Annotated in this window: 25 protein-coding genes and 1 tRNA gene; 10 read left to right on the forward strand and 16 right to left on the reverse strand. The window is 62.6% G+C overall.

What is annotated here, in order from left to right:
• Positions 1-71 precede the first annotated feature (71 nt).
• The 3 genes from HDE77_RS03505 to HDE77_RS03515 all read right to left on the reverse strand — a co-directional run bounded on the left by HDE77_RS03505 (position 72) and on the right by HDE77_RS03515 (position 4,158).
• Positions 72-2,759, reverse strand: a complete 2,688-nt coding sequence (locus HDE77_RS03505; RefSeq protein WP_184415774.1) for a M1 family metallopeptidase — start codon at positions 2,757-2,759, stop codon at positions 72-74.
• Positions 2,760-2,914: 155 nt separating this feature from the next.
• Positions 2,915-3,454: a carboxymuconolactone decarboxylase family protein gene (locus HDE77_RS03510; RefSeq protein WP_184415775.1), complete on the reverse strand. Its 540-nt coding sequence runs from the start codon at positions 3,452-3,454 to the stop codon at positions 2,915-2,917.
• Positions 3,455-3,618: 164 nt separating this feature from the next.
• Positions 3,619-4,158: a peroxiredoxin gene (locus tag HDE77_RS03515; protein ID WP_184415776.1), complete on the reverse strand. Its 540-nt coding sequence runs from the start codon at positions 4,156-4,158 to the stop codon at positions 3,619-3,621.
• 151 nt (positions 4,159-4,309) lie between these two features.
• Here HDE77_RS03515 and HDE77_RS03520 point away from each other — a divergent pair, with 151 nt between their 5' ends.
• The 5 genes from HDE77_RS03520 (at position 4,310) to HDE77_RS03540 (ending at position 8,660) form a co-directional block, all read left to right on the forward strand.
• Positions 4,310-5,281 carry a LysR substrate-binding domain-containing protein gene (locus tag HDE77_RS03520; RefSeq protein ID WP_184415777.1) on the forward strand — a complete coding sequence of 324 codons (972 nt, stop codon included), beginning with the start codon at positions 4,310-4,312 and terminating at the stop codon, positions 5,279-5,281.
• 127 nt (positions 5,282-5,408) lie between these two features.
• Complete coding sequence (locus HDE77_RS03525; RefSeq protein WP_184415778.1) at positions 5,409-5,828, forward strand: rubrerythrin family protein; 420 nt, start codon at positions 5,409-5,411, stop codon at positions 5,826-5,828.
• A 191-nt stretch (positions 5,829-6,019) separates the two neighbouring features.
• A complete protein-coding gene (locus HDE77_RS03530) occupies positions 6,020-7,363 on the forward strand; it encodes a heterodisulfide reductase-related iron-sulfur binding cluster (protein ID WP_184415779.1) in 1,344 nt (447 codons plus the stop codon).
• 113 nt (positions 7,364-7,476) lie between these two features.
• Positions 7,477-8,058 carry a DUF3501 family protein gene (locus HDE77_RS03535; RefSeq protein ID WP_184415780.1) on the forward strand — a complete coding sequence of 194 codons (582 nt, stop codon included), beginning with the start codon at positions 7,477-7,479 and terminating at the stop codon, positions 8,056-8,058.
• Positions 8,059-8,060: 2 nt separating this feature from the next.
• Positions 8,061-8,660, forward strand: coding sequence for a hypothetical protein (locus tag HDE77_RS03540; RefSeq protein WP_184415781.1), 600 nt, complete (start codon positions 8,061-8,063; stop codon positions 8,658-8,660).
• 34 nt (positions 8,661-8,694) lie between these two features.
• On the opposite strand, the gene msrA is transcribed toward HDE77_RS03540, so the two are convergent.
• From msrA to HDE77_RS03555, 3 genes are all read right to left on the reverse strand, one after another.
• Positions 8,695-9,351 (reverse strand): peptide-methionine (S)-S-oxide reductase MsrA, encoded by a 657-nt coding sequence (gene msrA, locus HDE77_RS03545; protein ID WP_184415782.1) that lies wholly within the window; start codon positions 9,349-9,351, stop codon positions 8,695-8,697.
• 67 nt (positions 9,352-9,418) lie between these two features.
• A complete protein-coding gene (locus HDE77_RS03550) occupies positions 9,419-9,952 on the reverse strand; it encodes an adenine phosphoribosyltransferase (protein WP_184415783.1) in 534 nt (177 codons plus the stop codon).
• A gap of 136 nt (positions 9,953-10,088) precedes the next feature.
• Positions 10,089-10,364 carry a DUF2007 domain-containing protein gene (locus tag HDE77_RS03555; RefSeq protein WP_184415784.1) on the reverse strand — a complete coding sequence of 92 codons (276 nt, stop codon included), beginning with the start codon at positions 10,362-10,364 and terminating at the stop codon, positions 10,089-10,091.
• 168 nt (positions 10,365-10,532) lie between these two features.
• Between HDE77_RS03555 and HDE77_RS03560 the strand changes: the two genes are divergently transcribed.
• The 5 genes from HDE77_RS03560 (at position 10,533) to HDE77_RS03580 (ending at position 16,755) form a co-directional block, all read left to right on the forward strand.
• Entirely contained in the window at positions 10,533-12,296 is a 1,764-nt protein-coding gene (locus HDE77_RS03560) for a glutamine--tRNA ligase/YqeY domain fusion protein (protein ID WP_184415785.1), read from the forward strand.
• 13 nt (positions 12,297-12,309) lie between these two features.
• Positions 12,310-12,870 carry a nucleoside deaminase gene (locus tag HDE77_RS03565; protein WP_184415786.1) on the forward strand — a complete coding sequence of 187 codons (561 nt, stop codon included), beginning with the start codon at positions 12,310-12,312 and terminating at the stop codon, positions 12,868-12,870.
• Positions 12,867-13,583: a VTT domain-containing protein gene (locus HDE77_RS03570; protein WP_184415787.1), complete on the forward strand. Its 717-nt coding sequence runs from the start codon at positions 12,867-12,869 to the stop codon at positions 13,581-13,583. The genes HDE77_RS03565 and HDE77_RS03570 overlap by 4 nt, the downstream gene beginning before the upstream one ends.
• Positions 13,584-13,755: 172 nt before the next feature.
• On the forward strand, positions 13,756-15,654 hold the full coding sequence (locus HDE77_RS03575; protein ID WP_255482522.1) for a hybrid sensor histidine kinase/response regulator: 1,899 nt from the start codon (positions 13,756-13,758) through the stop codon (positions 15,652-15,654).
• A gap of 87 nt (positions 15,655-15,741) precedes the next feature.
• Positions 15,742-16,755 (forward strand): YncE family protein, encoded by a 1,014-nt coding sequence (locus tag HDE77_RS03580; RefSeq protein WP_184415789.1) that lies wholly within the window; start codon positions 15,742-15,744, stop codon positions 16,753-16,755.
• 62 nt (positions 16,756-16,817) lie between these two features.
• Here the strand turns inward: HDE77_RS03580 and HDE77_RS03585 are convergent, their stop codons facing one another.
• From HDE77_RS03585 to tolQ, 10 genes are all read right to left on the reverse strand, one after another.
• Positions 16,818-18,443, reverse strand: coding sequence for a methyl-accepting chemotaxis protein (locus tag HDE77_RS03585; RefSeq protein WP_184415790.1), 1,626 nt, complete (start codon positions 18,441-18,443; stop codon positions 16,818-16,820).
• 293 nt (positions 18,444-18,736) lie between these two features.
• Positions 18,737-18,812: transfer RNA gene (locus tag HDE77_RS03590), tRNA-Lys, on the reverse strand.
• A gap of 63 nt (positions 18,813-18,875) precedes the next feature.
• Positions 18,876-19,586 (reverse strand): 7-cyano-7-deazaguanine synthase QueC, encoded by a 711-nt coding sequence (gene queC, locus HDE77_RS03595; protein WP_184415791.1) that lies wholly within the window; start codon positions 19,584-19,586, stop codon positions 18,876-18,878.
• Positions 19,587-19,713: 127 nt separating this feature from the next.
• The gene (gene queE / locus HDE77_RS03600) at positions 19,714-20,406 is read right to left on the reverse strand and encodes a 7-carboxy-7-deazaguanine synthase QueE (protein ID WP_184415792.1); all 693 of its coding nucleotides are present in this window, start codon (positions 20,404-20,406) and stop codon (positions 19,714-19,716) included.
• Between the two features lie 10 nt (positions 20,407-20,416).
• Complete coding sequence (ybgF, locus tag HDE77_RS03605) at positions 20,417-21,283, reverse strand: tol-pal system protein YbgF (RefSeq protein WP_255482523.1); 867 nt, start codon at positions 21,281-21,283, stop codon at positions 20,417-20,419.
• A gap of 3 nt (positions 21,284-21,286) precedes the next feature.
• On the reverse strand, positions 21,287-21,796 hold the full coding sequence (pal, locus tag HDE77_RS03610; protein ID WP_184415793.1) for a peptidoglycan-associated lipoprotein Pal: 510 nt from the start codon (positions 21,794-21,796) through the stop codon (positions 21,287-21,289).
• Between the two features lie 244 nt (positions 21,797-22,040).
• Positions 22,041-23,360: a Tol-Pal system beta propeller repeat protein TolB gene (gene tolB / locus HDE77_RS03615; RefSeq protein WP_184415794.1), complete on the reverse strand. Its 1,320-nt coding sequence runs from the start codon at positions 23,358-23,360 to the stop codon at positions 22,041-22,043.
• A gap of 8 nt (positions 23,361-23,368) precedes the next feature.
• The gene (tolA, locus tag HDE77_RS03620) at positions 23,369-24,313 is read right to left on the reverse strand and encodes a cell envelope integrity protein TolA (RefSeq protein WP_184415795.1); all 945 of its coding nucleotides are present in this window, start codon (positions 24,311-24,313) and stop codon (positions 23,369-23,371) included.
• Positions 24,300-24,764 carry a protein TolR gene (tolR, locus tag HDE77_RS03625; protein WP_184415796.1) on the reverse strand — a complete coding sequence of 155 codons (465 nt, stop codon included), beginning with the start codon at positions 24,762-24,764 and terminating at the stop codon, positions 24,300-24,302. The genes tolA and tolR overlap by 14 nt, the downstream gene beginning before the upstream one ends.
• Positions 24,765-24,778: 14 nt before the next feature.
• Entirely contained in the window at positions 24,779-25,465 is a 687-nt protein-coding gene (gene tolQ / locus HDE77_RS03630; RefSeq protein ID WP_184415797.1) for a protein TolQ, read from the reverse strand.
• Between the last annotated feature and the right edge of the window lie 54 nt (positions 25,466-25,519).

Consider the following 25,519-nt stretch of genomic DNA (forward strand, 5'->3'; position numbering starts at 1 on the left):
TGCCGCCCGGCGTTTTGTGTTGCACAACTCTGGCCGATGCTGCCAGCAGCGTCAGCTGGTTCAGAGATCCGTCAGTGGGCCGCGTCGATCGCTGCCGGATCCTGCTTCGCCTTCAGCGCGCTGCACAGCTGGATCGATTCGCTGGTCTGTGCCAGGCCGCGGTCGACCCCATCGGCGTCCTTCATGCGTGACTTGAAGAATGCCTGCAGGCGATCGTGTTCCGACTGCGAGCAGCCACCGCCCGCTGCAAGTCGCGGCAAATAGCCACCAGCGAAGCTGCCGGTGCGCGCCAGCACCTGCGGATAGTGCGCGGTGAACCATTGCCACATCGCATCGCGACCGGCTTCGGTGTCCCGATCGCCCATCAACAACATGGCCATTTCGCCCACCTTGACCTGCTTGTCGAGCGCGAAGTTGCGCACCTGCTCCGCCGCCGCTGGATCGCTCACGTTGGCCAGGCCTGCGAGGATGCTGTTGCGCAGCGCTGCGTCGCTGGTCTTGGGCAGTTCGGCGATCAATGTATCGACCACCGGCTTGCCTTGCTCCTGTACGGCCACACCCAGTGCATCGCCGAGCAGATCCGGATCGCCGGCGGTCAGATCCAGACGGCCATCCGGTTTGGGCTTGAGCGCTGCTTCACCCTGCTTGAGCAAGGCCGCACGCACTTCGGGCAATTTGAAATCGAACGCCAGTGCACCGGCCAGGGTGGTGCGCAACAGCGCCGCGTCCTCAGCTTCGCCGGTCTTGCGCTGGTAGCCGAACTGCTCGAGGCGCGGCAGATAAGCCTGCTTCACCCATGCCGCCAGGCGTGCGCGCTGGGCGTCGGTGGTGGCTACGTGGTGATAGATCCATGCCACCTGACTGAGCGGCGCGCTAGCCACTTCACGGATCTTCGAGTCGGTCAGTGGCTGCAGTCCGGCCAGGACGTCACCGGCGTCCAGATCACCGTGGCGGAAACTCGCGTTGACCGCATCGGCGTAAGCCAGTTGCTCGGTATCGCTGAGCTTGCCGACCTGCTTGATCAGGCCACCCAGTTCGCTCTTGCCCAGGCTGAAACGGTAATAACCGCTGGCACCCGCGTTCGGCATGATCCAGGTCGGGTTGCTGGCCCCCGCAAGCACGATCGAGCCGGTCGCCTTGTCGAGCATCTCGCAACTGACTTTGCTGCCGTCTGCCGTGCCATAGCGCACGCATACCGGGATGCCCCAAAAGCGCGAGCTGTCGCCGGCGCTGCCAATCGGCAGGTAGCGACTCTGGCTCAGGTTCAGCACGGTCTTGCCGTTGTTCTGCTCGAGCGTGGTCTTTACGAACGGCACGCCGGTTTGATTGAGGAAGCTGTCGAACGCGTGCTTGAACGCATCGCCCTTGCCCGCAGCAGTAGCGATCGCCGACACAAGATCATCGGCATCGGCATTGCCAAACTTGTGCTTCTGGATATACGCCTGCATGCCCTTCTGGAAGGTCTTCTCGCCGACGTAGTTCTCGAACATGCCGAGCACGCTGGCACCCTTCTGGTAAGTGATGCCATCGAACGCCGTTTCGATGTCGCCATTGCCGGTGATCGGCTGGCGGATCATGCGCGCGCTGACCAGGCTGTCATTGCTCATGGCGCCCTGCGCACCAAGCACCCGATCAAGATCCGCGCGGTATTCCGGATGCACCTGCATCGTCACCTTCTGCTGCATCCAGGTGGCGAACGCCTCGTTGAGCCAGATATCGTTCCACCATGCCATCGTCACCGTGTCGCCGGTCCACTGGTGCGCCAGCTCGTGCGCGGTCACGTTGAACGAGCCCTGCACGTTGCGCGCCGGCGAATCCTTGTCGAGCAGCAGCAGCCAGTCGCGGAACGTCACCAGACCAGCGTTCTCCATCGCGCCGGCGGCAAAATCCGGCGCGGCGAGCACGTCGAGCTTGTCCCACGGATAACCGAAGCCGTAGTAGTTCTCCAGCGCGTGGATGATGCTCGGCGTTTCGCTGAGCACATGCTGCATGCGATGCGCCTCTCCCGCGGAAGCGATCCCGCGCAATGGCAGCGGCGTGGCGCGATACGCATCGGGCGAGATATCCGGACCCTGCGCGATATCCCACGGACCGACACCAAAGGCGACCAGATACGTCGGCAGCGGCAGCGTCTGCGCAAACTGCAGCGTCTTCCAGCCGTCGCCGGCGGCGGTCTCCTTGACCTGCTTGGTATTCGCCACGGCCGTATCGGCCGCGGGTATCGTCAGGCTGATGTCAAACGGGGTCTTGAAGCCCGGCTCGTCGAAGCTGGGAAACGCGAAGCGTGCGCTGATTGGTTCCATCTGCGTCATCGCGTACGGCTGGCCCTTCGCGCTGACCTTGTACAGGCCCTGCAGCTGCGCGTTGAGTGGCGCGGTGTACTCGAACGTCAGCGTCAGCTGCTGCGGCTGCAGGGTGCTGCCGAAATCGACCCGCGCCACACCGGCCTTCGGGTCCACGGCCACGTACTTGCCGTCGTGTGCCTTGCCGGCGGCATCCGTGATGCTCACCTTCGACACCTTCAGCTCGTTCCCGTCCAGCCACAGGTGATCGGAGGCCTGGGTCAACTTGACCTTGATCGTGGTGGTGCCGGAAAAATCCTGCTGCGCCGGATCGACCTTGAACGCGAGCTGGTAGGACTGCGGCACCGCCCAACCCGGCAGCCGACCTTGTGGCGCCTGATCGGCGGTGGCGGCAAACGCAGCGCCGCAACAGGCGGCCAATGCAGTGAGAACGAGCGGGCGAACGAGACGATGCATGCGGAGCCTACCTGGCTGAAGACAAACCTCCACGCTAGGTCAGCGCGATTTTTTGCCCCAGTGCCAGAAGGCATGCCATTTCACGCTGCTATGCACAAAAAAAAACCCGGCCATTGCTGGCCGGGTTTCATGTTGCGAAGCGGGCGCGGGTGAACTCAGCCAGCCACGTCGGCCTGCTCAAGCGCCACCGCCACCGCATGGATCACCGCAGCGATGCGGGCAGCGCTCTGAATTGGCTGTGCCGACAGGCCGTGCTTGCGCAGAGTCTTCTCATGCGACTCCAGGCACATGCCACAACCATTGACCGCAGATACCGCCAGCGAGGCGAGTTCAAAGTCGACCTTGTCGCCACCGGGATTCGCCATGGCATTCATGCGCAGATTCGCGCGCAGCGTGCCGTACTCTGGGTCACCGACCAGGTGCACGAAACGGTAGTAGATGTTGTTCATGCCCATGATCGCAGCAGCGACGCGAGCGCCATTCAACTCTTCGGCGCTGGCATGCTTGGCGGCTTCTTCGTTGATGGCCGCGGTCAGCGGCTTGTAGCGCGAGGCGACCGCCGAAGCGAGTGCGATCACGGCGATCTGTTTCTGGGTAAGGCCCGGCGCACCACCTTCGGTCAGCACGGACTCCAGGTTCAGACGCAGGTCCTTGGCGTAGTCGGGCAACTGGCTTTTCAGATCAGCAAGACTCATGGGGAACCTCAAAAAATTCGGGCAAAAAAAACCGGCGGCGAAGCGAACCTCGCCGCCGGTGGGGTAACCCGCGCGTCAGCGGGGAGAGAGGGAGGGACTCCTGACGCGCGGGTCTTGCAAGTGAAACGCTGGATTGAAGCCGCCCGGATTAAGGCGGCCCAGACTCAGGCGACCTTGAGGGTCTCTTCGCCCTGGCTCCAGTTGCACGGGCACAGCTCGTCGGTCTGCAGTGCGTCCAGCACGCGCAGCACTTCGGCCGGATTACGACCCACCGAACCGTCGGTGACGTAGACGAAGCGGATGACGCCTTCCGGATCAACCAGGAACGTCGCACGCTGCGCCACGCCATCTTCAGTCAGGATGCCCAGCGCGTTGCTGAGGTCCTTCTTGATGTCGGCCAGCATCGGGAACTTGAGGTCACGCAGATCCTTGTGATCTTTGCGCCAGGCAAGGTGCACGAACTCGGAATCGGTGCTGGCGGTCAGCACCTGGCAGTCGCGATCGGCGAACTGCTCGTTGACGTCGCTGAAGCCCTTGATCTCGGTCGGGCAGACGAACGTGAAGTCCTTCGGGTAGAAGAACACGCACAGCCACTTGCCCTTGTACGTATCGTTGGTGATCGGGAAGAACGCCTTGTCCAGGCTCTCGATCGAGACAACGGAGGTGAGATTGAAGTGCGGGAACTTATCGCCAATGGTCAGCATGGAGTAGGCCTTCAGTTAGTGGAGCGAGGGTTGAGAGACGCCTTGCATCAGGTGTCTTGGCGAAGAAGATAACGTCTGCACTTGCATTGTTCAAATTGATTGTTACCATCGTGTTCATAGTCATTGCCTATGGCTTGCCTGAGGTCAACCCATGAACCTGCGCGATCTCCAGTATCTTGTCGCCCTTGCCGAGCATCGCCACTTCGGGCGCGCCGCCGAGGCCTGCTTTGTCAGCCAGCCAACCCTGTCCACACAGATCAAGAAGCTGGAGGACGAACTGGGCGTGCCGCTGGTCGAGCGCACGCCACGCAAGGTGCTGCTGACCGAGGTCGGTCGCGACATCGCCGTGCGTGCCCGCGACGTACTCAACGAAATCGAACAGATCCGCGGCGTGGCCCGGCGTACGCTCGATCCCGAGTCCGGCACCGTGCGTTTGGGTGTCTTTCCCACCCTGGGCCCCTATCTGCTGCCGCATGCGCTACCGCTGGTGCGCAATGCTTTCCCCAAGCTGGAGCTGCTGCTGGTCGAAGACAAGACCGAGGCATTGCTGCGGCTGTTGCGCGAGGGCAAGTTGGACGCGGCCATCCTCGCGCTGCCATTGCACGAGGACAGCCTGCATACCGAGTTCCTGTTTGAAGAGCCCTTCCTGCTGGCGGTCTCGCACAATCACCCGCTGGCGCAGCAGCAGGGCCAGCTGAAACTGTCCGATCTGTCCAGCCAAAACCTGCTGCTGCTGGAGGAAGGCCATTGCATGCGCGATCAGGCGCTGGAGGTCTGCCACATGGCCGGCATCGGCGAACGCAGCGGCTTCCGCGCCACCAGCCTGGAGACGCTGCGGCAGATGGTGGCGGCAAACGTCGGCATCACGTTATTGCCGAGCATGGCGGTAAAGCCACCGGTGGCGCAGGTCGAAAACCTGCACCTGATCGAGTTCAAGGGTCATCCACCGAGCCGGCGCGTCGCGATGGTCTGGCGTAAGAGCTCGGCCATGGATGTGTTCCTGAAGCGTCTGGCGGAGATCTTCCGCCAGCTACCACCCGACCTGCTCGACGCGCATACGGCCGCCACGCAGGTGCCCGCAGAGAACATCACATCGCCAACGCGAAAGTCGGCGCGTCGATAGCTGCAAGCTATGCGTTCCATCGAAACAATCAATTTCATTGCCTGAAGACCGAGCGCTACGCTCGGCTAGTCACGACCGTACGATCGTTCTCGCCTACCCTCCCAGCCACACGCCACGAGGTGATGTCATGAGCAATTTGAAAGGGTCCAAGACCGAGCAGAACCTGAAAGATGCGTTTGCCGGCGAATCGATGGCGAATCGCCGTTATCTCTACTTCGCCGGCAAGGCCGACATCGAGGGCTACAACGATGTCTCCGCGGTTTTCCGCTCCACGGCCGAAGGCGAGACCGGCCACGCGCATGGCCACCTGGAATACCTGGAACACGTGGGCGACCCGGCCACCGGGCTGCCATTCGGCGAAACCCACCTGAATCTGAAGAGCGCCATCGCCGGCGAAACCCACGAGTACACCGATATGTATCCGGGCATGGCCCAGTCGGCGCGCACGGAAGGCTTCGAAGAAATCGCCGACTGGTTCGAAACTTTGGCGAAAGCCGAACGGTCGCACGCCAACCGCTTCACCAAGGCGCTGGCCGAGCTGGGCTGAGTCGCGCATGCATGGCGATCCCGACCTCGACGTCGGGACCGCCGGTACCTTGGGGGGCGCCTTGCAGGAGCGCGCCCTGTGCGTGATCGAGGTGACGGCGTTTCCGCTCCGTTGGTTATCGCGCACAGGGCGCGCTCCTACGGGGGCCTCGATAACGACCCGCCAGCCGCCAGATACCGGGGAGACTAACGATGGCCGATCCCATCAGCGAAAAGCGCGAAGGCAATCTGGAGGCGCCCACCCGGCATCCGCTGGATTGGACCAACCCCGAATTCATGGATCAGCAGGCGCTGGATGCCGAGCTCGAGCGCGTGTTCAACATCTGCCACGGCTGCCGCCGCTGCGTCAGCCTGTGCCACGCCTTCCCCACCCTGTTCGACCTGATCGACGAGTCGAAGACGATGGAGATCGACGGCGTCGACAAGGCCGACTATCCCAAGGTCACCGAGCAGTGCTACCTGTGCGACCTGTGCTATCAGACCAAGTGCCCGTATACGCCGCCGCATCCGTGGAACGTGGATTTCCCGCACCTGATGCTGCGCGCCAAAGCTGTGGCGTTCGAGCGTGACGGCGTGCCGCTGTCGGCGAAGATCCTGTCCAATACACGCATGGTCGGCAAGCTCGCGTCGATTCCGGTAGTGGTGCAGACGATCAACGCCGCCAACCACAACAAGCTCGCGCGCAAGCTGCTCGAAAAGACCATGGATGTGGACGCCGATGCACGCGTGCCAAGTTATTACACACCCAGCGCCCGCAAACGACTGAAGGCATTGGACGGTATCGGCGAAGCACGGCCGGCCGGCCGTACCCGCGGGAAGCTGGCGATCTTCGCCACCTGCTATTGCGACTACTGCGACCCCATCGTGGTCGAGGATCTCGCTGCGGTGATGATGCACAACGCGATCCCCACGCGACTGGTCGAGCAGGAAAGCTGCTGCGGCATGCCCAAGTTCGAGCTGGGTGACCTGCAGACGGTGAAGAAGTACAAGGAGCGCAACATTCCGGTGCTCGCGAAGATGGCGCGCGATGGCTGGGACTTCACCGCGGCGATCCCATCCTGCGTGCTGATGTTCAAGCAGGAGCTGCCGCTGATGTTTCCCGACGACGCCGAAGTCGCACTGGTCCGCGACCGCTTCTTCGACCCGTTCGAATACCTGGCTGAACGCCACAAAGCAGGGCTGCTGGCCACCGACTTCAAACAGTCGCTGGGCAAGGTCGCCTGGCAGGTGCCGTGCCACCAGCGTGTACAGAAGATCGGGCCGAAGACACGCGACATCCTGCAACTGGCGCCCGACACCGAAGTCGTCACCATCGAACGCTGCTCCGGCCACGATGGCACCTATGGCGTCAAACATGCGACTTATGCACTCTCGCGCAAGCTGGCAAAACCGGTGGAAAGTCGTGTCGCACAGGCGCAGGCCGACCACTTCACCAGCGACTGCCCGATGGCCGGCAACCATATCGCCCATGGCCTTGGTGACAAGCCGGCCGCGGAACATCCACTCAGCCTGCTGCGTAAGGCATATGGGGTATGAGGGGCGAGTAGCGAGGGGTGAGGGGCGAGAACAGCTGCCTCCGCCACCCTCCGCTCTCGCCCTTTGCTATCGTCCCTCGCCACTCATCCCTCATCCCTGCTACAACAAACACCATGCACATACTGACCCGCGCCGATCTGCTCACTCTCGAAGCCTACGCCCAGCAACGCGGCGAGTTTCGCGCTCGAGTGATAGCGCACAAGAAGCAGCGCAGCGTGCACATCGGCGAACACCTGAGGCTGATCTTCGAGGACCGCCTGAGCATCCAGTATCAGGTGCAGGAAATGCTGCGCATCGAACGCATCTTCGAGGGGACTGGCATCCAGGACGAACTGGACGCCTACAATCCGCTGATTCCCGACGGCCGCAACCTCAAGGCCACGATGATGGTCGAGTACGACGACGTCGAGCAACGCAAGCGCGAACTAGTGCGCCTGCGCGGCATCGAGCACACCATCAAACTGACCGTGCACGGGCACGCCCCAGTCACCGCCATCGCTGACGAAGACATGGAACGCAGCAATGACGATAAAACTGCCGCTGTTCACTTTCTGCGCTTCGAACTCGACGAAGCGATGATCGCGAGCTGGAATGCCGGCGCGACGATCACGCTGGCCGCGACGCTGCCAGCCATGCCCGTCGACGTAAGCCTTACTCCCGAACAGCGCCGCGCGCTGGCAGCGGATTTCAACTGACGATGCGCAAACTCTGGATAGGCGCGACCCTGCTGCTGGTGCTGTGGGGTGGGGTTTCATGGTGGAACAAACGACCGCTGCATCCACCGCCCGGCGTGCTGGCGCCGGATATCCCCGAGCAAGTCGATATCGACGATGGTGCACAGCTGCAGCACGGCGATGTCACGCTGACTACCCGTGCGCGCTTCACACTCACCGCACGTGTGTTGTCGCGCGCGGACTATTCCTGGGGAGCCGACGCCAAACTGATACCCGAGGATCTCGCGTTGGGCTGGGGCCGCATGTCCGACAGCGCCGTGCTGGCGAACATCGATATCAGCCAGTCCGGCCGCTTCTACTATTGGCAGGTGAAACAGTTCCCGATCCCACGCCGGGAGATCGAAACGCACAGCGCGAACATGCACATGATTCCCGCCGACCCCGGCGTGCTCTACGAACTCAAGAAGGTACGCCCGGGTGAAGTCGTGCACATCGAAGGCTTCCTGGTCGACGCCAGCCGCCCCGGCGGCTGGCGCTGGAAGACTTCGATGACCCGCGACGATGTCGGCGCGGGTGCTTGTGAGCTGGTTTATGTAGAGAGTCTTGAGATAGACACGCCGTGACTAAACGCGCCCGCTTGCGAGCGACACGCGCACCTCACTCCAAAACATCCATACCCATCGGACAACCAACCCCAGTCCCGCTCAACCCGCAATATCCATCCGGATGCTTCGACAGGTATTGCTGGTGCTCGTCTTCGGCGTAATAGAACGGACCGGCGATGGAAATCTCCGTGCTTATCGGGTGTAGACCTGCGCGATCCAGTTCGACCTGATAGTTTCGGGCCATGGTTTCGGCGACACCAAGCTGCGCCACGTTGGACGTATAGACGGCTGAGCGATATTGCGTACCGGTGTCGTTGCCCTGACGCATGCCCTGGGTTGGGTCGTGGCCTTCCCAGAACACCTTCAGCAATTTCTGCAAGCTCGTCACCGTCGGGTCGTAGACCACCTGCACGACTTCGGCATGGCCGGTCTGGCCTGAGCAGACTTCGCGGTAGGTGGGATTGGGCGTATAGCCGCCGGCGTAACCAGCCGCGGTACTCAGCACGCCGGGCAGGCCCCAGAACTTTCGCTCGGCGCCCCAGAAGCAGCCCATGCCGAAAAGCACCATTTCGCCGTGCGGATAACTCTCGGTCAGTAGCGAGCGACCGTGCACATGGTGCGGTTTGCCCGGCAGCAGGGGCTGCTCGCGCCCCGGCAAGGCCTCATCGCGCTGAGGCAGGCGATGTTTCCAGGCGCCGATACCAAACATGACTGCTCTCCGAAAGACTGCTCTCCAGAAGCCGACGCCGGCCATACGGCAGCGGGAGAAGCACGACTCAATAGCGCAAAAGGCTGTGTAGCGGTTGATGACCCTGCCAGCGCGCCCGACCCTGCAACGCGGCTAATTCAATGACCACACTGGCGCCCACAAGTTCGCCACCCAGCTGGTCGATCAGCGCGCGTGCTGCCGCCAGGGTGCCTCCGGTAGCCAGCACGTCGTCGACGATCAACACCCGTTCGGCAGGCTTCAGCGCATCACTTTGCGCCTCCAGCCGGTCGCTACCGTATTCCAGCTGATAGTTCACCGTCACGACGGGTGGCGGCAGTTTGCCGGGTTTACGCAATGGCACGAAGCCGGCGTGCAGCTTCTGCGCCAGCGCCGCACCGAAGATGAAGCCGCGAGCTTCAATGCCGCACACCGCCTGGACCCTGCTGCCCTGCCACGGCTCGGCTAGCGCGTCGATGCAGCGGGCAAAGCCGCCGGCATCGGCAAGCAGCGGAGTCACGTCGCGAAACATCACGCCGGGAGTCGGAAAATCGGGCACGGCGCGGATCAGCGCGGCCAGATTCAATACAGCTCGATCTTGCATGGGATTCCTTGATGGGGCGCCTCGACTAACCACTGCCCCAGCTTGTCATCCCTTCGCGGGAATGACGCGCAACGGGGCGGCTTTTCCAGGTTTCCGATTCCGTCACAACCGCCCGCGCCGCAAAAGCCCGCTGCGCTCAGCAGGGCACGGCCAGCGGATCATCGGGCGCTCCGCTTTCCTGGATCGCCAGCCGCGCCTCGCTGAGCTGGGCCTCCACCTCACGCACGATGCCGCTGGCGGTCGCCACGCTCGATTCAGGCACCATCACCGCGATGTAGTCCATCGCGGGGAGCTGGCCTACCGCGCCGGTGAGGTATTCGCCGGAGATGAACGCCGGAATGTCCGCATGTTCCAGCGCATCCTTGACCAGATGGGCGTCAAACAGGTTTTCAGCTCGATAGATGGTGTGCATGGGTGCACGCTACGCCACCGCGCCAGTGTGGGGCAAGGGATGGCTTGCCCCGGTCGGCCGGAGCCACCGTTCAGCCCCGGCCTGTTCAGGTCACCTGGGCCGCCCTGCGCCCGATGCTGGCGACAGGGTAAACTTGGATGTTCCGCCACCGCACGCGAGCTTTGCCTGATGTCGACTGAAAATCCCGCCGCCGCCCCCGCCACCCCGACAGCGGCCGTCGCAGGTCAGGATTTCATCCGGCAGATCGTGCGCGACGACCTCGCCGTCGGCAAGCACCACGCGGTACACACCCGCTTTCCGCCGGAGCCGAACGGCTACCTGCATATCGGCCACGCGAAGGCGATCTGCCTGAGTTTCGGCATCGCCGCGCAATTCGGCGGCTGGTGCAACCTGCGCCTGGACGATACCAATCCGGGCAAGGAAGACCCGGAGTTTGTCGAGGGCATCAAGGACGACGTGCGCTGGCTCGGCTTCGAGTGGCATGCGCTGCGCCACGCCTCGGATTATTTCGAGGTGTTCTATCGTTCGGCCCTCAAACTGATCGAAGACGGCGTTGCGTATGTGGACGACCTGAATGCCGAGGAGATGCGCGAGTACCGGGGCACGCTGACCACCGGCGGCCGTCACTCACCGTATCGCGAGCGCAGTGTGGAGGAAAACCTCGACCTGTTCCGCCGCATGCGGGAGGGCGAGTTTGCCGATGGCAGCAAGACGCTGCGCGCAAAGATCGACATGAGCGCCGGCAACATCAACATGCGCGATCCGGCGATCTACCGCATCCGCAAGATCACCCACCAGAACACCGGCGATGCGTGGCCGATCTATCCGATGTACGACTACGCGCACTGCCTGTCCGATGCGCTGGAAGGCATCACCCATTCGCTGTGCACGCTGGAGTTCGAGGACCATCGCCCGCTGTACAACTGGTTCGTCGACCATGTCGATCTGCAGAACAACCCGCAGCTGTGGCAGTCACTGCTCGCTGCCGGCTTGCCGACACAGCCGGACAAACCGCGACAGATCGAGTTCTCCCGACTGAACCTGAGCTACGCCATTACTAGCAAGCGCAAGCTCGCGCAGCTGGTCAGCGAAGGCCATGTGGACGGTTGGGACGACCCGCGCATGAACACCTTGCGCGGCCTGCGCCGGCGCGGTTTCACGCCAGCCGGATTGCGCCTGCTGATCGAGCGCGTGGGCATCAGCAAGCAGAACAGCGTGATCGATTACGCGATCATGGAGAACTGCATCCGCGAGGATCTGGACGTCACCGCCGCGCGCCGCATGGCCGTGCTCGATCCGCTGAAGCTGGTGCTCACCAACCTGCCGGAAGGCCACGAGGAAACGCTGCACTTCGCGAACCACCCGAAAGACGACAGCTTCGGCATGCGCGACGTGCCGTTTGCGCGTGAGCTGTGGATTGAACGTGAAGATTTCGCCGAAGTGCCGCCGAAGGGTTTTCATCGACTGAAGCCGGAAGGTGAAGTGCGCCTGCGCGGCGTCGGCATCATCAAGTGTGTACACGTGGTCAAGGATGATGATGGCATCGTGACTGAACTGCACTGCACGCTCGATCCGGAAACCCGCCATGGCATGCCCGGTGCCGACCGCAAGGTAAAGGGCACCATCCACTGGGTCAGCGCGAAGCACGCCGTGGCTACCGAAGTGCGGATCTACGACCGCCTGTTCAACGTGGCCGCACCGGACAGCGAGGAGGACGGCAAGAGCTGGCTCGAGCACGTCAACCCGCTGGCCAAGCGCGTGGTGCAGGCGTGGCTGGAACCGGCCGCCGCCGCCGTGGAGCCGGAGCAGCGCTTTCAGTTCGAGCGGTTGGGTTACTTTGTAGCGGATCGGGTCGACCATCGCGCCACGGCGCCGGTATTCAACCGCACCGTGACCTTGCGCGATACGTGGGCGAAACAGGCTGGTCAATAGACGGAGCGAGAGCATGCTGCCACTGCAGATCCATCTCACCCTGCCGCCATGGATCGACGAGGTCGCCGATATCGGCCGGCGCTACGCCAGCGACGACGAACGCGTTGGCCTGGCGATCGAATTGTCGCGGCAGAATGTCGAGCGCGGTGGTGGCGGCCCGTTTGGCGCTGCTGTGTTCGATGCCGTCAGTGGTCGCCTGGTCGCGGCGGGCGTAAACCGCGTGGTGTCACAAAACTGTTCGGTCGCGCATGCTGAAATGATGGCCATCATGATCGCGCAGCAACGCCTGAGCCGGTCCCGGATGAATGAGGACGACGGCCACTACGTGCTGGCCACCAGCTCACAGCCGTGCTGCCAATGCTACGGCGCGATGGTCTGGGCCGGCATCGACGAGCTGTTGATCGGCGCGCGCGCTGACGACGTCGAGGAACTCACTGAATTCGACGAGGGCCCGCTGCCGGCCGACTGGATCGGCGAACTGGAACGCCGCAATATCGCCGTGCGTCGCGACATCCTGCGCGATCAGGCGCGCACCGTGCTGGCAGCCTACGGCACCACCGGTATAACGTATTGAGCCGCCTGCGCGCCGCGCTGCCATTGATCCTGCTGCTGCTGGCTGGTGTTGTGCTGTTTTTGTCTGGGGCGTTCGACCGGTTGCATCCCGAACAAGTGGTCGCGCACCAGCATGAGCTGCGCGCGCATATTGCCGAGCACCCCTGGATGTGGCGGCTGGCCTATATTGGCCTGTTGACGCTGGTTACCTCCACTGGCATCCCGGGCACTATCGTGGTGATCCTTGCCGGCGGTATCGCATTTGGCACCGTCGACGGCACGGCTTGCTCGTCGGTCGGCCTGACCCTGGGATCGCTGATCCTCTATCTGGCCAGCCGCTATGCGTTCGGTGCCGGCAGCAAACATCCACCCAAGGTCGTCGAGAAGCTGCACCACGGCTTCGAACGCCATCCGGTCAGCTACACCCTGTTCCTTCGCTTCGTACCGATGGTGCCATTCGGCATCGTCACGGTGTGCCTGGCGTGGCTGCGCTGTTCGCTATGGCTGTTCCTCTGCGCTACCGTGGTGGGCGGCACCACGATGCTGTGGTTCGAGAGCTCGATCGGCGCCGGTCTCGGCAGCGTGATGAGCCAGAGCAGCACCTTTGACCTCGGCTTGTTATTTCACCGCGAAGTGATGCTGCCGCTGGCGGCGATCGCTGTGCTCGCGCTGTTGCCGCTGTTGATCGAACGCCTCACCCGGCGCTACCGGCAGGCGATCAAACACGTCGATTGAGCCACTCTCCAGCCCGGCGGCGCCAAAAAGGCGCCAGATGAGCTGTCAACGCGGCCATTTCGCGCTAGTGTGGGGCTGCACCCGGGATGCGCATCTGCGTACGGGGTGAACCGATCGGCCTCGTGGCGTTGACGCAGCGAGGCGATGCAGGGGAGGTGCGGGGCGGATGGACATGGCGACCAACTCCTGGCCGATGCGGCTGTGGCAACGGACGTCGTTGACCCAGCGGCTGGCCTTTGTCGCGCTGGTGCCCACGTTGATCACCGCCACCTTGCTGGTGACCCTGCTCACCCGCCACCAGCTGATCACCCTGCATCGCATGGCGCAGGGCACGGCGGATGCGATCGCAACCCAGACTGCCTCGGTCTGCGTGCAGCCGTTGCGCAACATGGAGCTCCGCCAGTTGCTGGGGATTGCCCATTCGATCGGCGGCCTGCCGCATGTGACGCGCGTGCAGATCCGCACCGCCGACGGCCAGATCCTCGCCGACAACCGCAAGCCCGGCGACAACGACGGCTCGCAGGAAATCCTGACCGTGGTGCACGACGTGATCGATCGGGATCACCCGCAGCAACCCGCACTCGGTTCGGTGCTGGTGGATGTGAGCCTGCATGACGCGATCGCCACGCAGGAGGAGAGCCTGCGCAATGCGCTGATCGTGCTGGTGCTGAGCCTGTTTGTCGCCGGCGTGATTGGCTGGCAGGTCGCGCGCTGGATCAGCTTCCCGTTGCGCCACCTCGCTGGCGCGGTGCGGCAACTCGGTCGAACCGACCGCAAGGTCGCCGTGGCAGTGACCGATCGCACCGAGATCGGCGAGCTGCAGCAGGGCTTCAACCACGCGGCAGCGGAGCTGTACGACGTGCGACGCGGAATGGAACAGGAAATCGAACTCGCCACCCTGGAACTGGCGAGCAAGAACGAGGCACTTGAAGCGGCCAGCGTGGCCAGGGCGCGCTTTCTCGCGGCCGCCTCGCACGACCTGCGTCAGCCACTGTACGCGTTGACCTTGTTCTCTTCCGCGTTGGCGGTGGACGAATACGATCCGCTGCGACTGGACCGCATTGCGCATATCCAGGAGTGCGTGCAATCGCTGGATCATCTGTTCAGCGAGCTGCTCGACCTGTCGCGCCTGGAAGCTGGCGCGATCCAGGTCGAAATCACCGAATTTCCGCTCGACCAGATCTTTGCCGAGGTCAGCCGCAACTTCGACATGGTTGCCGAACAGCGTGGCCTGCGCCTGACCATGCGCCGGAGCGGCATGTGGGTGCGCAGCGATCGCAGCATGCTGACACGCATCCTCAACAACCTGGTCAGCAATGCGTTGCGTTACACGCATCAGGGCGGCGCACTGGTCGGCGTGCGGCGCGACGGCGAAGCGCGGGTGCGCGTCGAGGTGTGGGACACCGGCAACGGCATTGCCGCCGAACACCTTTCCAGCGTGTTCGACGAGTTCTACCGGATCGACGATCACCCTGAAGTGGGATCCGGCGACGGCTCGCATCCGGGGCTGGGCCTTGGCCTGGCGACCGTGCAGCGACTGGCCGAGCTGCTCGATACCACGGTACTCGTGAAATCGCGGCTGCGACGCGGCAGCGTGTTTCATTTCCAGCTGCCAACCGTACCCGCGCAACTGGAGCTGGCGGGGTTTGCCGAAGATTTGCCAGCGGATCTGGCGGGCAAGCGCGTGCTGGTGATGGACGACGATCCGGCGATTCTTTCCGGCATCCGCTACCTGCTGCGCAGCTGGGGTTGTGACGTGGCGGTGGCCGAGGACCGTCTGCAGGCGATGGAGGCCATCGAGGACTGGGCTGGGCCAGCGGACATCGTGGTGTCCGATCTGAACCTGCGCGGAGGCGAGCGCGCGCTCGACGTGTTTGCCGCGCTCGATCGGCACTATCAACCCGATGGCGAACTTCCTTTTGCGCGCCTGCTGATTACCGGCGAAACCCGCAGCGAGCGCCTGCGCGAGATCGTCGCGGCCAAGATCCCGCTGCTCCACAAGCCGGTCTCGCCGCAGCAGCTACGCGCCGCCATGATGGCGGCCTGGATTGCCGCCCGCGGCAGTCCCTGAAGTTGCCCATTCCACAGCAATCACTAATCGTCCGGCAGGCATGCTGGCGGGGTACGCGCCCCCTCTCATCCGCATCTGGAGTCACCGATGAAATCATTGAGCTTGTTGCTGCCCGTGGCCGTACTGGCGTCATGGTCGATCAGTCCGGCCGCAGCCAGCGCCGCCCAATCTCCCGCGGCGACGTATGCCGTGCAGCAACGCCATCTGCTCGGCGGCGCTGGTGGTTGGGACTACCTCAGTATCGATCCGGTCGCGCACCACCTGTTCATCGCCCGCAACGATCGGGTGATGGTGGTCGATACCGTTAGCGGCAAGCTGCTCACCGAGATTCCCGGCATGAGCCGCGCGCACGGCGTGGCGTTGGCACTGGCCCAGCATCGCGGCTATGTCAGCAACGGACAGGGAAACAGCGTCAGCGTGATCGATCTGGAGTCGCTGAAGACGCTCGGCAATATTCCGGTAAGCGGCCAGAACCCCGATGCGATCGTGTTTGATCCGGCGACGGGCCATGTGCTGACCATGAATGGCCACAGCAATACGGTCAGCGTGATCGACCCGGTCGCTGGCAAGGAAGTTGCCACCATCGCCCTGCCCGGCCGGCCGGAGTTTGCGGCCGTTGATGGGCATGGCCATGTGTTCGTCAATCTGGAGGACAAGGGCGAACTGGCGCGGCTCGATACGAAGACCAACAAAGTGGAAAACGTGTGGGGCCTGGCGCCATGCGACTCGCCCTCCGGACTCACTTACGACGCGGCATCGGCACGGCTGTTCTCAGTGTGCGACAACAACCTGATGATCGTCACCGATGCCGGCGATGGCCACCAGGTCGCCAAGGTGGCGATCGGCAAGGGACCGGATGCTGCGGCGTTCGATGCGCAGACGCGGCTGGTCTACAGCTCGAACCACGACGGTACGCTGACCATCGTGCATGAGGACGATGCCGACCACTACACGGTGCTGGCCAACGTGGCGACCCAGCAAGGTGCACGCACGCTCGCACTGGATCCCAACACACACCTGGCCTATCTGGTCTCCGCCGACACCACGCCGAAAGGCGCCCCGGTCAGCGGCTTCACCCTGCTGGTCGTCGGCAAGCAGTAACGGCGTGGCGCCACTGGGTTGTCCTGCACGGGCAGCCCAGTGGCTAGTCAGCATCATATCGATCAGGCTGGAACCAGGTCCGTGTGCACCGCCATGGCATGGGTTCGCCTTTCGGATACGGGAGAAGACACGGCAGCAATCTGGAAGAACGCTATCTGCCGACGCAACGACTGGGTGAGTTCCAGCGCGGTACGGCTGGCGGAGCTGGCTTCCTCCACCATCGCTGCGTTCTGTTGAGTCACCGTGTCGATGCTGGCAACGGCGTCATTGACCTGGTCGATGCCGCCGGCCTGCTCCTGCGACGCAGCGGCGATCTCCTCGACCAGTCCGCTGATCTGCTGCACTCCCGACTGGATCTGGATCAGCGCATGACCCGTGCGCTCGACCAGCGCATTGCCCTGGGTCACCTTGTCGCGGCTGTCGCTTACGAGTTGACGGATCTCATGCGCGGCGGACTTGCTTTGTTGGGCCAATCGCCGAACCTCGCCAGCCACCACGGCGAATCCGCGTCCACCCTCTCCCGCATGGGATGCTTCGATTGCCGCGTTCAGCGCCAGCAGATTGGTCTGAAAAGCGATCTCGTCGATGAGCCCGACGAAGTCCACGATCTTGGTGCTGGCTGCTCTGATCTCACTCATCGCCGAAGCCGCCTCCTGCGCGAGTGCCGTGCCTTCACCAGCGTGTGTGCGAACGCCACGTACCACATCGCGGCTTTCGTTCGCGCCCTCCGCATTCTGTTTCACGGCGGCCGTCATCTCCCCCATCGAGGCCGCGGTTTCCTCCAGCGCGCTGGCCTGTTCCTGCGTGCGGCGCGACAGCTCATCGGTGCCCTGGGAAATGTCACGCGAGGTCGCAGCAAGCTGTTCGCAGGTCTCATGGACCTGACCAACGATCTCGGCCAGTCGGCGATCCATCGACTGCAGCGCATGCAGGGTATCGCTGAACTCGTCATTGCCGTCGACCACCAGCGCATTGCTGAGACGACCACCGCTGATCGCCTGAGCCAGCTGCTGCGCACTGGTCAGTGGGCGCATGATGCGGCGCGTCGTGCTCCATGCCAGCGCCATGGCGATCAGCAACGCGCTCATCGCCGCCATGGCAGTCACGACGAGCGTAGCTTTTGCCCGCGCATCCAGACGCGGCTCAACGCCGGCGGCGCGCTTGTCGGACTCCGCCGCCATCGCCAGCGTGAGGTCGTCGAGCGCGCGAATGGGTTCCTTGTACTGTACGAAATGAAGGTTGGCCTCGTGCGCATCCTTGAAGGTATTCGCAGTGATCAATTGGAACGTCGTCTCGTAGCCATCCGCATACAGCGCAAGGTTGTGACGGAACGTGGATACCTCGCCGGAGGCTGTGGGAAAGACCTCCAGCGCATCGAGTTCGTGCAGGGCCTTGGCGTGCGCGCCACCCCACTTGCTGTGATAAGACGCCACTTGAGCGGCATCTCCAATGTTGATGAAGGTGTCCTTCTCGAAGCGGCGCAATTCCAGCAAGCCGGCCTGCAATTGACGCACGTCAGCCGCAAAACGCACATCGCCATGCAGCGTCTCCAGCGTCGTGCTCTGCAGGCCGACAATCCCCCAGGCACCCACCGCCGCCGTGGCCATGGACAGCAAAGTGAGCACGCCAAACGCAAGCTGCAAGCGAAGACGAACGGAGAAGCGGCGCGGCGAATTCGAGGCGAGCATGGGCATTTCAGAAGACTGGGGCGTGTCCCTAATCATCGGCCTCGCCTGGTGCAACTTGAATTACCCGGGGCGCTGCATCCTTGGCATTCCGCCTCATTCAGCAGGTCTTGGCCATGCCGACCAGGCCCGCTTGAGCCTTGCTGATAGCAGAAGATGTCTTGCCGATAGCCGGCAGAGTGGTGCCCCGAACCGCGATGCGCCGAAACTACGGCTACGGCCAAAACACTGCATCCCAGCCGCTGGAAGCTTGCCAAAAAAAACCCGCAAAGCGTTAGGCCATGCGGGTTTGAAACTGGTGGGCCGTCCGGGATTCGAACCCGGGACCAATAGATTAAAAGTCTACTGCTCTACCAACTGAGCTAACGGCCCATCATTTTGAAAGCCAAGCCGGCAATTTTACGGGCTGGGCGGCACCGGCACAAGCAAGGCCGTTCAGACGTAACGCGTCGGGTCCGGCAGACCGGCTTCGCGGAAGCCCTGCGCGCGCAGGCGGCAGGCATCGCAATGACCGCAGGCGCGGCCTTCGCTGTCGGCTTTGTAGCAGCTCACGGTAACCGAAAAATCGATGCCCAGACGCTGACCTTCGCGCGCGATATCGGACTTGCTCATGCGCATCAGCGGTGTGTGGATGCGAATGCCGGCGCCTTCCACGCCGGCCTTGGTTGCGACATTCGCCAGCGTCTCGAATGCCTCGACGAACGCGGGGCGGCAATCCGGATAGCCGGAATAATCGACCGCGTTGACGCCGCACCAGATGTCATTGGAGCCGAGCACCTCGGCCCAGCCCAGCGCGATCGACAGCATGATGGTGTTGCGTGCCGGCACATAGGTCACCGGAATATCTTCTTCGTTTGCGCCGGCGTGAGTCTCGTGCGCTGGGGTATCCAGTGGCACGTCGATGTCAGCGGTAAGCGCGGAGCCTCCGATGCTGCGCAGGTCGACGCTTACTGTCTTGTGCTCCACCGCACCGAGCAGCTGCGACACGCGATCCGATGCCGCCAGTTCCGAACTGTGACGCTGACCATAGGCCACGCTCAACGCATGGACCTGGTAGCCCTGCTCCCGGGCCAAAGCGATGGTGACTGCCGAATCCATGCCGCCGGAAACCAGCACGACGGCCTTGCGCAAAGTGTTTTGAGACATGACTTTTCCACGATGGGTGGCCGGACACCGGCCGCGAACGCCACCAGCAACACAGGCCGGCGCGCAAAATAGAAACTACTCGCGCTTGTGATCGCGCGTACACCAAAGGATCAATTCCGGCAGCCGATCAGTGACCGGCTGCGTCGTTCCACAGCAGCTTGTGCAACTGCATCTGAAAACGCACCGGCAACTTGTCGGCAATGATCCACTCGGCCAGATCACGCGGCTGCACCGCGCCGTGCACGGGCGAAAACAGCACCATGCAGCGCTGCGCCAGCGCGTGCTCCGTCAGCATTGCGCAAGCCCACTCGTAGTCGGCGCGGCTGGCGATCACGATCTTGATCTGATCGTGCGCGAGCAGATGATCGAGATTCGACCACAGGTTGCGCTGGCTCTCGCCGGAATCGGGCGCCTTCAGATCCATCACCTTGCGCACGCGCGGATCGACCGCGGACACATCGAGTGCACCGGACGTTTCCAGCGATACGTCATAGCCGGCGTCGCACAGTTTTTGTAGCAGGATCAGGCAACGCTTTTGCGCCAGCGGCTCGCCACCCGTCACGCAGACGTGTTTGGCACCGTACGAGGCCACCTGCGCAAGGATGTCGTCGATCGCATGCCAATCGCCGCCATAAAAAGAGTATTCCGTGTCGCACCAGACACAGCGCAACGGGCAGCCGGTGAGCCGCACGAATACCGTGCGCCAGCCGATCGCATCGGCCTCACCCTGGATCGAGTGGAATATCTCGGTGATGCGCAGCCGTTCGGTGACGACTGAAACAGACGTGGTAGATGCCACGAGTGCGCTGTTGCCGCTCACCGCCGCGCCCTCAGTTGGCCGGTGGCTGCGCGATGTGCTGCAGACGTTCCTGGGCCAGGCTGGCTGCCTTGGAACCCGGGTATTTGGTCTTCACCGAGCTGAGCGTGGCCCTGGCCGCCGCATCCTGCTTCAGCTCGAGCTGGCTGTAGCCGATCTTGAGCAGCGCGTCGGGCGCCTTCTCGCTTTGCGGAAACTGACTCAGCAGGTGCTGGAAGGATTCCAGCGCCACCGGGTAGTTCATCGTGACGTAGTACGACTCGCCCAGCCAGTAATAGGCGTTGGGCGTGAGCGCATGATTGGGGTATTGCTGGATGAAACTGCGAAACTGGCGCGACGCCTGCACATAATCGCCGGCCTGCAGTGCCTTGAAAGCCACGTTGTAAGCGGCCTGAGCGGCGGCAGGATCTGCGCTGCTGGCTGCTGACGGGTTCGACTGACCAGTGCTGCTGTTGTTGCCACCTACGACTGCGGCTGCCGCTGCCGGTGGATTGGCTGCCTGCGGGCTGGCTGCCGCGGCACCTGCACCTGCACCTGCAGCATTGCCACCCTCAAGACGCCCGAGACGGCCATCGAGGTCGGCATACTGCGCCTTGTTCTTGTCGTTGAGCTCTTGCAGGTTGTGCTGCAATTCTTCGATCTGGCCTTGTAGCTGCTGCACCTGCGCCTGCAGTTGCTGCATCTGGTTGACCATGCCGATACCGCTCTGGTCCTTGTTTTGCGCTTGCTGCTCAAGCAGCGCGACGCGATCGGCCAGACTCAGCCGGGAATCCTGCGCGAACACCGGACTTGCCACACACGCGAACAGCATGGCGGACGCGATCGCGCCCACCATGCTGAACCTGGCTGTGAAACTAAAACCGCAAGCCAGTCGCTTCATCAATTACTGCGCCGTGTAGACGATCTCGACGCGACGATTCTTGCCCCAGCAATCCTCGTTGTGCTCGCGGCACACCGGCTTCTCTTTGCCGTAGCTGATCACGTTGAGCTGGCTGGCCGAACCACCGGCTGCCTGCAGCGCGTCGGAAACAGCCTTGCCACGGCGCTCGCCGAGACCAAGGTTGTATTCACGCGTACCGCGCTCGTCGGTGTTGCCTTCGAGACGGACCTGCGAAGTCGGGCGATCCTGCAGGTACTTGGCGTGGCACGCCATGATCTGCTGGAACTCCGGCTTGATTTCGGTCTTGTCGAAATCGAAGTACACGACGCGCTGACGCAGGCAGGCATCGGTATCGAGATCGCCAAGCTTGTACTTGCCAGTGGTCTCGTTGCTCTGAGTCTGGGTGGTCTGTTCCTGGGCGGGCTGCTGCGGCTGAACGGCCTGCTTCTTGGCGCAAGCGGCTGCACCAACGCACAACAGAGCAACCAGGGCGACGCGAACGGTCTTATTCATGATGACGTTCCTTACGAGTTGAGTTCCGACAAAACGATAGATAATGGTAACGGGACGGCGACGCCGGTTAACCGGCTGTTATTTTGACACTTCGAAAGAGCGATTGTGCGTAATTTCGTACAATCACTCTGACTGGTTGGCGCGGCAAGGAGCCGCAACCGGAATCCGAAACACGCCTTTAGCGTTGCTCGGGCCCGATCCGTGGGCATCATACCGCACCGCTTGTGCGATGCAGCACGAAAAATCAGTGTTCCCTATATGGACCCCAGGCAGGCTCCTGCACGTTGCCGCCGGCAAGCGCCAGCCGCTGTCGGACCAAGCCATCGCTGGACACGGAGTAAAGCACTCCACGACTACCGTCGGTGGCGGCGTACAACAACATGCTTGCATTAGGCGCAAACGATGCACTGTCGTCGATGGGGCCTTGCGACACGAAACGCACTTGGCCTCCCAGACTACGGTCCATGATGGCAATACGATACACGTTCCCGTTGCCCTGCACCATCGCGATTTGCTTGCTGTCGTAGCTGATCGACGGTTTGGCGTTGTACTGACCCTGGAAACTGATTCGCTGCGCGTCACCGCCGCCGGCCGATACCTGGTAGATCTGCGGCTTGCCGGATCGATCGGACGTGAAATAGATGCTCTGCCCATCCGGCGCCCATACCGGCTCGGTATTGATCGACAGTCCGCCACGGGTGAGCTGGGTTTCGCTATGACCGCTGAGGTCGGTCACGAAAATCTGCGGGTTGCCCACGAAGGACAGCGAGACCGCCAGCTTGCTGCCGTCCGGCGAGAACGACGGCGCACTGTTGATACCCTTGCTGTGACCTTCGATCAGCTGACGCGCACCGGTGGTCAGATCCTGCACATAGATATGCGAGTTGCCGCTCTCAAACGAAACGTAGGCGATCTTCTTGCCATCCGGCGACCACGCCGGCGACAGCAGCGACTCCTTCGAGCGGGCGACGACCTGCGGGTTGAAGCCGTCCGAATCCGCCACGATCAGCGAATAAGTCGTGTTGTTGCCGAGCCCAACTGCCGTGATGTAGGCGATGCGGGTCCAGAACGCGCCACGCACACCAGTGATCTTCTGATAGACCATGTCGGCAATCTGATGCGCGACGCCACGTAAGTCCCCTGCTGGCGCGGTGAACGACTGGGCGAGCAGGCTTTGCTGCTTGTTGACGTCCCACAACTCGAAATCGACCTTCAGCATGCCACCGCCGGCATCACTGACGCGGCCTACCGTGATGTAGTCCTGCTTGAGCAGACGCCAGGTGGCGAACTTGATGTCCGCTCCCTGCGAGGGGAATTCCACGATGCTGGGCTTGTCCAGAGAACGGAACTTGCCGGAGCGGTTGAAATCGTTGCGCATCACATCGGCGATGTCGGTCGTCAGCGGCGCACCGCCCTGTTGGGCGAACGGTACCACCACGATCGGCGTGGCGGTCTTTACGCCACCGACGATGTCGATATTCAATGACTGGGCTGCGAGAGGGCCGGCGAACAGCGCCGCAATGGCCAGCAGGACGAAGGCGAAGCTTGGGCTTAGTTTGCGCATAGGCTTGATCATTGCGGTCTGAATGTGAAGGTTAGGTTGCGCTTGAACACACTCTCAAAGCCTTTGTAGGGCAAAGTCTTGGTTCGCAGCACTGCATTTTCGACCGAACGCCGACCGGCGTCGTCGTAGGGGCAACTAGGGTCAACCGTAGCGCTCATCACGTCGCCACCGGGTGACTGCACGATATTAACCGCGCACGGCGTGCTGGGCATGTTATCCGGACGCAACCAGTTCGGCGTGACCGCATTCTGAATTGCCGCCGCATATTCACTGCTGAGGTCACTGTTCTGGCTGTTGTTGCCGGTTTGAAGCTGATCGGCCTTGGCCACGTCGGGCTGGCTCTGATCCTTGGCATTTGCCAGATCTTCCAGCTGCTGCTTGGCCTGCTTGGCTTTGCTGTCGGCCTTCTGGGTCTGTGCCGCTGCCTCATCCATCTTGGCCAGCATCTGGTCGATCTGCTTCTGCTTCTCTTGTTTCTGTTTGGCCGCCTGCGCGTCCAGATCGGCCTGACGCTGGCGCTCTTTCTCTTCCTGCAGCTTCTTGGCGTCGTCGGCCTTCTGCATCGCATCCTCGACCACACGCTCCTGATCCACGACGTCGGGATGCACGGGCGGCGGCGGCAGCGTCTGCACCTGCGGCTTTTCCGGTGGCGGCGGTGTAGGCGGCGTCACGGCCGGCGGAGGCGGTACGGTATTGGGAATTGGCTTGGTCTTGACCGACTTCGGCGGCGGGCTACCGGTGGGGCCAATCAGTACGGCCTGGATGATCGGACCCTGCAGTTGCAAAGGCGCGGAACACCGGATCGGGTTCATCCACGCCGGCAGGCCCAGCGCGTTGAAGAAAGTCTCGTAGCTCGAACACGGCAGGATCGCGAGGAACAGAAACCCCACGATGCCGACGTGCAGGATGGCGGAAAGAACGACCGCCTTCGGCGTCGCCTTACTTTCGTCCATCGGATGCGCTCTTGCCCTGGCTCTGCGGCTCACCCGGCTGTCCCATCAGGCCCACCTTGGCGACGCCGGCCTGCTGCAGGTCGGCCAGAACCTTGAACACACCGCCATAGGCACCGCGCTCGTCACCACCGACCAGCACGTTGACTTCAGGATTTGCGGCCACGAAGGCGCCCACCTTGACCTTGAGGGAATTCTCGTCAACCAGTTCCTTCTTCTCGCCGCTCAGGGTCAGATACAGCTGACCATCCTGCAGCACCGATACCAGCACCGGATCTTTCTTCTGCTGCATCGACTTGGCGTTCGCCTGTGGCAGTTGCACATCGACGCTGGAGTTCATCATCGGCGTGGTGACCATGAAGATGATCAGCAACACCAGCATCACGTCGATGTATGGCACGACGTTGATTTCGGATTTCAGCTTGTAGCGCTTCTGGCGCCGGGGAGTTGCCATGATTGCTGCTCCGCTCAAGCCACGTCGTCGGTCTGGATCTGCCGCTGCAGCACGGAGGAGAACTCTTCCTGGAAGACGTCATAGCGCGAAGCGATGCGTTCGACCTTGGTGGCGTAGCGGTTGTACGCCCACTGCGCCGGAATCGCCGCGAACAGACCCATTGCCGTAGCGATCAGTGCCTCGGAAATGTGTGGAGCAACCACCGCGATGGTCACGTCCTTCATCTCGCCCAGGCCCTGGAACGCACCCATGATGCCCCACACCGTGCCGAACAGGCCCACGTAGGGGCTGATCGAACCGACGTTGGCCAGGAACTCCAGGTTGCGCTCGAGCAAGCCGATTTCACGGGTGCCGGCGACCTGCATGGCGCGCTCGGAACTCTCCATCACGCTACGCACGTCATGCGTCTTGCGCTGACGCTGGCGGGCGAATTCGCGAAAGCCCGATTCGAAGATGTTCTCGATTCCGCCATTCTCGGCACCGCGATTGCTGACCTCGCGGAACAGCTGCGCCAGGTCGCCGCCGGACCAGAAGCGCTCCTCGAATGCTTCGGCATTCTGCATCGCTGCCTTGGTCTGCGAATACTTGCGGATGATGATCACCCACGACAAGAACGAGAACACCAGCAGCACGGCCAGCACCAGCTGTACGGGCAAGCTCGAATCCGCGATCAGCGAGAAAATGTTCAGTCCACCGTTCATTGTTTGAAGGTTCTCCGCCAGTCGGCTTGGTTGTCCTGGAACAAGTCGTCTTGA

The organism is Rhodanobacter sp. MP7CTX1 (assembly GCF_014205795.1).
Taxonomy (GTDB): domain Bacteria; phylum Pseudomonadota; class Gammaproteobacteria; order Xanthomonadales; family Rhodanobacteraceae; genus Rhodanobacter.